Annotated in this window: 4 protein-coding genes; all 4 read left to right on the forward strand. The window is 41.6% G+C overall.

The window, feature by feature from the left end:
* Positions 1-4: 4 nt before the first annotated feature.
* On the forward strand, positions 5-2,752 hold the full coding sequence (locus Q0212_RS09145) for a phosphotransferase (protein ID WP_297924725.1): 2,748 nt from the start codon (positions 5-7) through the stop codon (positions 2,750-2,752).
* Entirely contained in the window at positions 2,749-5,460 is a 2,712-nt protein-coding gene (locus tag Q0212_RS09150) for a phosphoenolpyruvate synthase (protein ID WP_297924726.1), read from the forward strand. The genes Q0212_RS09145 and Q0212_RS09150 overlap by 4 nt, the downstream gene beginning before the upstream one ends.
* Positions 5,453-6,568, forward strand: a complete 1,116-nt coding sequence (locus tag Q0212_RS09155; RefSeq protein ID WP_297924728.1) for a hypothetical protein — start codon at positions 5,453-5,455, stop codon at positions 6,566-6,568. The genes Q0212_RS09150 and Q0212_RS09155 overlap by 8 nt, the downstream gene beginning before the upstream one ends.
* On the forward strand, positions 6,565-7,929 hold a 1,365-nt coding region (locus Q0212_RS09160), incomplete at its 3' end, for an AMP-binding protein (RefSeq protein ID WP_297924729.1). The genes Q0212_RS09155 and Q0212_RS09160, both read left to right, overlap by 4 nt.

Consider the following 7,929-nt stretch of genomic DNA (forward strand, 5'->3'; position numbering starts at 1 on the left):
TATAATGACTAGCGCACGTCCATTTATTTTTTCTCCTCACTATTTATTTGGTGAAGAGCATCATGCCAAGTGTTCATTTAGTTATCAAGAACAACGCCTATTTGCTCAACCGATTGATATTACTAAAGGTCAACTGTGTATTGCTTTAGATGAAAATAGTGCCGTTGTGCCTAATGTTGGTAGCAAACTTGACTTTATCCAATTAACAGTTTTAGGTCGTGATTTTGTCTTACCTTGTATGTATGTGCATAAAGTCAATGCTGCACAATTTCATGCGACAGAGTTACATTTAACCAGTGAGGCTTGCGAGCAAAGCAATGCCATTATTTGGGAAATAAGCTATTTGTTACGCAAGATGCCTGCCTTAGAAACTGAAGTGTTTTATAGCGAAAGCACCTTACCCAAAGTGCCTGCGCGTGGTTTATATACCGAAGAAGCCCGTCAAGATCGTTTAGATTTTGTTCGTGAACATACCGCAGCCAAATTACAAGAAGTGTCTAAAATCACTTTAGACCCACGTAAATTAGTTAGTAATATTGAAGCCTTAATTGGCACTGTTGAAATTCCTGTGGGGGTTGCAGGCCCTTTGCATATTAAAGGCAATCATGCAGGTGGGTTATTTTATGCACCATTTGCGACCTCCGAAGGGGCATTAGTGGCCTCTGCAACACGCGGCGCGACAGCTTTATCACGATCTGGTGGTGTTACCACACGCGTCCTAGGCCAATGTATGATGCGTGTGCCTGCCTTTACCTTCGACAATATGAACAATGCTTTGTTCTTTGCTGAATGGGTAAAAGACCACTTCAGAGACTTAGCCGAAGAAGTGACCAAATACTCCAATTACGCCACCTTAGTAAAAGTTGATCCTCATGTGATGGGGCGTAGTGTGCATGTGCATTTTATTTACCAAACAGGTGATGCGGCTGGCCAAAATATGACCACCACTTGCACATGGCAAGCGTGTAAATGGATTATGAAATCCATCAAACGTTTTGAAGGCTTACGCATCGAAAACTTTTTAATCGAAGCCAACTTATCGAATGACAAAAAAGTGACCTACCAAACCTTTTTAAAAGGTCGTGGTATTCGTGTGATTGCTGAATGTTTGTTAACGGCTGAAAGTTGCGAAAAGATTCTTAAAGTTAGCCCTAAACAATTAGTGACCGCTTATCAAAACTTTGTTATTGGCTCGATTGGGGCTGGCATGGTCGGCATTAACATTAACGTTGCCAACGTCATTGGTGCAATGTTTACTGCTTTGGGTCAGGATATTGCTTGTGTCCATGAGTCGTCTTTAGCCCAGTTACATATTGAATTAACCGATGATAACAATGCCTATTGTACCCTCACCTTACCTAGCTTAGTGATTGGTACAGTGGGTGGTGGTACTAACTTGCCACAACAACGCGAATGTTTAGAAATGCTAGGTTGTGCAGGCCCTAACAAAGCGCACAAGCTGGCCGAAATCATTGCTGGTTTCTGTTTAGCCTTAGATATTTCAACATTGTCTGCTATTGCTGCCGACCACTTTGCTCGCGCTCACGAAAAACTAGGCCGCAATCGTCCTGTTAACTATTTAAAACTCGGCGATTTAGACAATAACTTCTTTAATTTAGCCGCAAATAATATTGCGCCAGAAGCACCATTAATTGTTGATGCGATTCAACAAAAATATGAATCTAAAGGCTCTAGTATTATCACTGAGTTAACTTCGCACAAAACCAATAAATTAATTGGTCACTTTCCTTTTGTGTTAAAAACTATTGAAGGTGAACAATTTAAGGTGATGACCAAAATCAAGCCTTTAGATGAAGAAGTAATTATCATGCTCAATAGCATGGCGGGTATGTGTGATTCTCGCTTATCACAAGCCTTTAACCACTTCCGCCACCAAATTGGTTTTAAAGGTTGTCATGTCAAAGAATTGGCAGTGATGGCACAACAAGACCCTCGCTTTACTCAACACGCACCTAAAGTGTATGGCATTATTGAAGATGCCGAACGTGAAGCTTATGTCATTGTTGAAGAACATTTGGAAAATGTTGAATTATTAGACAGCGCTGATGACACCCGTGAATGGAGCAAACAACACATCGAGGCTGCGATTAAAGGCATCGCCCAAGTGCATAGCATTTGGTATGGCCGTGAACAAGAGTTATTACAACAACCGTGGATGATTGATTACCCAACCGCCAAAGGCATGGAAGAAAAATTACGCTTATGGGAATTATTAGGCGTACATTCTCGTGAAGAGTTTCCTGAATGGTTTTCGGAAGAAGATTTAGAAGCGTTTCGTGTGATTGTGCATGACATCAAAAATTGGTGGTCTGCCATTGAGTCTATGCCTCGTACCCTGATTCACAACGATTTTAACCCACGCAATATTACTTTCCGTCGTGATGCCAATGACGAATTACGTTTGTGTGCTTATGACTGGGAATTAGCTACCCTGCACTTGCCACAACATGATTTGGCCGAGTTATTAGGCTTTACTTTGTTTGATCCAATTCAAAAACCCGAAGTTGATTATTATCTTAATTTACATCGTCAAGAATTAGAGAAACATTCAGGTCAAAAAATTGATCCACAACAATGGCGTCAGGGTTATGTCTTAGCGTTGATGGATTTATTAGTTAATCGTTTACCAATGTATATGATGGCTCACACCTTCCGTCATTATGAGTTTATGGAACGTGTCTATCGTGCCTTCCGTAATTTATTAGAACTAGAAGGAGTTGGCCAACCATGATTCCTTCTATTTATACTGCCGAAGATGCTTTATTTTTAAGCCCTGATTTATTAGGTGGGAAAGCGGCTAACTTGGCATGGATGACCCGTGAGGGTTTTCCTGTGCCACGTTGGTGGGTGGTAACAACCGCCGCGTTTAAACAATTATTAAGCGAAAACGGCCTCAGTGATTGGATTGAACAAAGCTTAACAGGCTTTAATCACAGCGAAGATTTAACCGCCTTAGAACCGATTGCCGCCGCCATTCGTGAAAAGATTTTAGCAGCAACCATTCCGCAATCATTAACACAAGAGCTTAAACAGTTTTTTGGCCAGTTAGAGAATGTCTATTTTGCAGTACGTTCTTCGGTGTTGGGTGAAGATGCTCAAGGTGCGTCTTTTGCAGGCCAAATGGATAGTTACTTGTTTCAGCGTGGTTTAACCGCCATTGAAGAAAGCTTATTACAAGTTTGTGCCAGTGCCTTTAATACGCGCGCCTTACAATACCGTTTAACTAAAGGTATTGCCTTAACCGACATTCGTGCCGCTGTCATTATTCAAGAAATGATTGAAGGTGAAGTGTCTGGCGTGATGTTTACCGCTAACCCCTTAACTGGCAATCGTAAACAATGTTTAATCAGTGCTGCTTGGGGTGTGGGTGAAGGCATCGTTGCAGGTATTTGTAATACCGATGAATACACCATTGGCTTATATGACGGCCAATTTGAGCAAAAACTTGCCGACAAAGACCTTGCTGTGGTGTTTAACCATGAACAAGGTCGTGGCACGCTCGAAATTCATGTTGAAGACAACAAACGTCATATTGCTTGTTTAAATAACAATCAAATCCAGCAATTACGCGATATTGGCAAAGCCATTGCCGAACATCGTCGTTTTCCGCAAGATATTGAATGGGCGTATCGTCAAGGGCAATTTTATATTTTACAAACACGGCCAGTGACGCATTTGCCTGCGCCAACACAACCCACAGACCGTCGTGTAGTATTTGATAATTCCAATATTCAAGAATCGTATTGTGGTGTCACTACCCCATTAACCTTTTCTTTTGCCAACAATGCTTATCGTACCGTTTATGAACAAACGATGCGTGTAATGGGCGCACCCGAAAAACAAATTCAAGACCATCGTGATATGTTGGCCAATTTATTAGGAATCGTACATGGTCGCATTTATTACAACATCAACAATTGGTATCGTGGTTTGTTGTTGTTGCCAGCCTTTAAAACCAATAAAGCCGACATGGAACGCATGATGGGTCTGACTGACCCTGTTGATTTGGTGCAAGATACCCAATTAACCACAGGCCAAAAATTACGCAAACTGCCACAAGTGTTGTTGGCATTATGGCGTTTATTACGTGGCTTTAAAAAGATGCCGTTTTTGGTGCAACAATTTAGACAAATGTTTGACACCGTTTATCAAAACATTCCACGTAAAGAACTACATACTTTCACCACAGGTGAACTGGTCGAAAAAGCCCACTACTTAGACCGTGAATTATTGCAAAAATGGACAACACCAATCATTAATGACTTTTATGTGATGATGATGAATGGCAACGTCCATCGCACCTTGGTTGCTGCTGGCTTTGAGCAACCTGCTGTTTTACAAAATAATTTGCTGTCTGGTGAAGAAGGTATCGAAAGTACCGAACCCACCAAAATGTTGTTAAGAATGTGTAGTTACATTCGCCAACAACCACATTTACGTCAGGTTATTGAAGCGGGTGATAACAAAAATTTGTTAGAACGCGTACAAGTGCATGACGCCAATTTTTATCAGCAATGCCAAGAATACATCGAAAAATATGGCGATCGAACCATTGGTGAACTCAAACTAGAGTCGATTACCTTACGCCAAGATGCCAGCTTTTTGTTTGCTATTCTAAAAAACTATTTAAGTCGTGATGACTTAACCTTAGAAACCTTATCCGCCAACGAAGCACGTTTTCGTCAAGAAGCCGAACAACAAGCGTTTACTGCCATTGCCGAAAAACTGGGTCAACGTCGTTTGCGCCAATTTAAAGGCCATTTAGCCAAACTACGCGATGCGATTCGCAATCGTGAAAATATGCGCTTGGCTCGCACCCGCATGTTTGCCTTATATCGTGATGTGTTTTTACAAATTGGTGAACAATTTGCCAGCGATGGTTTGTTAGAAAATGGCCGAGATATTTTTTATCTCAGCTTAGAAGAAATCTATGCTTGGTATGATGGCCGTGCAGTGCAAACCAACATCAAAGGTTTAACCCAACTCCGCAAAGCCGAATATCAAAGCTATGAGCAACAAGACTTGCCACACCACTTTTGGACGTATGGCGTAGTCTATCATCACAACAGTTATCAATATCCCTATCAAGGAAACATACAACTTGATGGTGATCTACAAGGCACAGGTTGTTACCCTGGTGTTGTTGAAAACAAGATACGTTTGATTTTTTCGCCTGATGACGAATTGTCGCTCAATGGCCAAATTTTATGTACGGTGCGTACCGATCCGGGTTGGGCGCCCTTGTTTCCAACCGCAGGCGGCATTTTGGTTGAGCGTGGCTCAACCCTGTCACACTCAGCGGTTGTCGCTCGTGAATTAGGCATTCCTGCCATTGTCGGCATCCCGAACATTACTAAAATTTTACACGATGGTGAATTGGTCAAAATGGACGGTGCTTTAGGCACAATTATTCGTTTGGAGGAGCAAAATCATGGCTAACTATATGGCTGAGTGGAATACTCAACAGGCGTTACCAGAAAGTTTTCTGGCTTTAGCGCAGCAAATTTATCAAAACGATCCACATTGGTTGGGCGAAGATGAAGCCAGCTTACGCGCCCAATTTAGCGCACAAAATACATGGTTTGCTGATGGCAAAGCATGGTTAGGCGTGATTGAAAACCAAGCGCGTGTGGTTGGTTTTGTTAATGACAAACAAGTGGTTGATGGCGAAAAAGCCGCTTTTTTTGGTTTTTGGGAAAGTACCGACAACTTAGCTGCAAACCAACAATTGTTTGCCGAATTAAGTGCATGGGCAAAAACACAAGGTTGCACTCGTTTATATGGGCCAATTAACTTTAGCACTTTCTCCGCCAATCGTATTCGTGTTGATGCCTTTGAATATGGCGCGTTTGTCGGTGAACCGTGGAATCCACCTTACTACAAACAATTATTAGAAAGCTTAGGTTATCAAGAGCGGTATAGCTATTTATCAACCTTTAGCCCACTTGAAGAAATTTATGAATTTGTTGCCAATATTTATTTGCCGATCAAAGGCTTTGTTGAGCAAAAATTTGTCTTTGAAAGCATGACACCTGAGTTTTGGCTAAGCAACTTAGAAACCATGTATGGTTTTGTTAATAATGTGTTTAGAGAAAATTTTGCCTACACCCCTATTGATTACAACACGTTTGAACGCTTATGCGGTGAAAGTTTTGCCCATAAATTTTGTCCAAAAACCTCAATTTTAGCAAAAACACACGAAGGTGATATTGCAGGCTTCTTTTTAGTCTATCCTGATTACAGTAGCTTAGTTAATCCAAAAAATCCGCAAGCGATTAAACTCAATGATATTCGTTATAACGAACATTATCCCTTAATTGCTGAAGGTCAACGGATTGCTTTAGCCAAAACGGTGGGTGTGGCCAAACCCTATCGTGCCTTTAATTTGTTCACTTCTATGAGCTGTGAGCTAACCATGCGTTCTAAAGGTATTTACGATATGATGTGCGCCCCACTAATGAGGTCTGACAATCCTTCAGTCAGTTTTGCTGCTAAATATGGCAAATCGCGCTTACATCACTATGCATTATATCAAGGGACATTATGACTACTGGCGTTAATATCTGTACTCGCATTTTTGCCCATTGCCAAGACAATCCAGAGCATCTTGCTTTACGCATTCCAAACATGCAAGGCTTAAATTATTTGGGTGAAGAAAACCTCACTTATGGTGAACTTGGCGAACGCTGCGCACAAATGCAAAGTGCCTTAGCAAAGCTTTCACTTCAAATAGGTGATCGAGTACTGATTTTAGCGCGGCCAAGAATAAACACTTACGTTTTAATGTTAGCGTTATTTTCTTTGGGATTAGTGCCTGTGCTGATTGATAGAGGCATGTCACGTGATAGAATTTTTGCCTCAATCAAAGCGAGCAAAGCTAAAGTCGCTATTGGCGAAGCTGCAATCATGCGTTTGTGGTGGATGTTTCCACCTTTATGGCGCTTTAAACGTTTTGCTTATGATGGCCACTCGTTAGGGGTTAAAGATTTACGCAAACTTTATGCAGCCATCATTCCTGAGCTACAATGTGAGTTATTGTCAGCAAATGCACATGGATTAATTACCTTTACTTCTGGTAGCACAGGCACACCTAAAGGCGCAGACCGAACACATCAAAGTCTGATTGAGCAGCATTTAGCGATTCGCGCACATGGCCAAGATACACCTGATGATGTTGACAGCCCCTGTTTTCCAGTCGTAGTTTTGCACAATTTATGCTGTGGCATTAGCACGGTTATGCCCTGTTTAGATTTAGCGGCACCTGCCAAAACCAATGCCGAAATGGTGATTAAACACTGGCAAAAAAATAAAGTCACACGCCTTTCGTCCGCGCCTGCATTTATCCAAGCAATTTGTGAATATGCTTTAGCTAATCGGCTACAGTTAGCTAATATTCGTAGTGTTGTAGTTGGCGGCTCGACTATTCCTCATGCCTTAACCCTCAAATTAGATAGTGTTTTTCCTAACGCTGAGATTTTGTTAGTTTATGGCTCAACCGAAGCCGAGCCAATTGCTCACACCACTTTATCGGCATTAAGACAAGATTGGAATACCTATGCAGGTCATTTAGTCGGTGAGCCTGTCGCCGAAGCCGAAGTTTGTTTAAGCAATCCCGATGTCACCCTCAATAATGAAGATGATGTTCAACAAGCAGTTGTAAAAGTTGAAAATGTGGGTGAAATTTTGGTGTCAGGTAAACACGTGTTACAAGCCTATGTTGATAATCCTGCTGCTAACCAAGAAACTAAAATTCCGCGTGCCAATGGTTTAGTTTGGCACAGAACAGGTGATGCAGGCTTTTTTGATACACAAGGTCGTTTGTGGTTAGTGGGTCGAATTAAAGATGCCCTCATGATTGATGGTGAACGTATCTATACCTTTGCCGCCGAAAAAGAGCTGGATGCTTTA

The sequence above is a fragment of the uncultured Agitococcus sp. genome, from assembly GCF_937920075.1.
Classification (GTDB): Bacteria; Pseudomonadota; Gammaproteobacteria; order Pseudomonadales; family Moraxellaceae; genus Agitococcus.